Raw genomic sequence first — 417 nt, forward strand, 5'->3', positions numbered from 1 at the left:
AGAATGTCTTGCCCTCGAACTCGATGAAGACTTCGGCAGTGGCCTGGGGCTTGCCCCAGTAGCCCAGGAACACCTGCGGGCCGCTGACGATGATCTCGCCCACCTCGCCAATCGGCAGCTCCTGCAGCGTCTGCGGATCGACGATGCGTGCGTCGGTGTTGAACACAGGAATGCCCAGGCACTGCTGCTTGGCCCGGTCGGCCGGGTTGCTGTGCGTCGGCGCGATGGTTTCCGACAGGCCGTAGCCTTCCTGATACGCCAGGTTGAAATCCTTCAGCAGGCGCTCGGCCACGGCCTGGGGCATCGCCGCACCGCCGCCGCCGATGTAGGCGAGGCTCGACAGATCGAACTCCGCCAGTTGGGGGCTCGCCAGGAAGTCGATCACCATGGTCGGGATGTTCGTCCAGTGCGTGATCT

The 417-nt window shown here is 64.5% G+C and carries 1 protein-coding gene; it reads right to left on the minus strand.

Annotated elements, in window-relative coordinates:
* Positions 1–417 (minus strand): AMP-binding protein (locus ACVA58_RS27800; RefSeq protein ID WP_446513484.1); only part of this gene is annotated, 417 nt, incomplete at both ends.

The sequence above is a fragment of the Photobacterium sp. DNB22_13_2 genome, assembly GCF_052873915.1.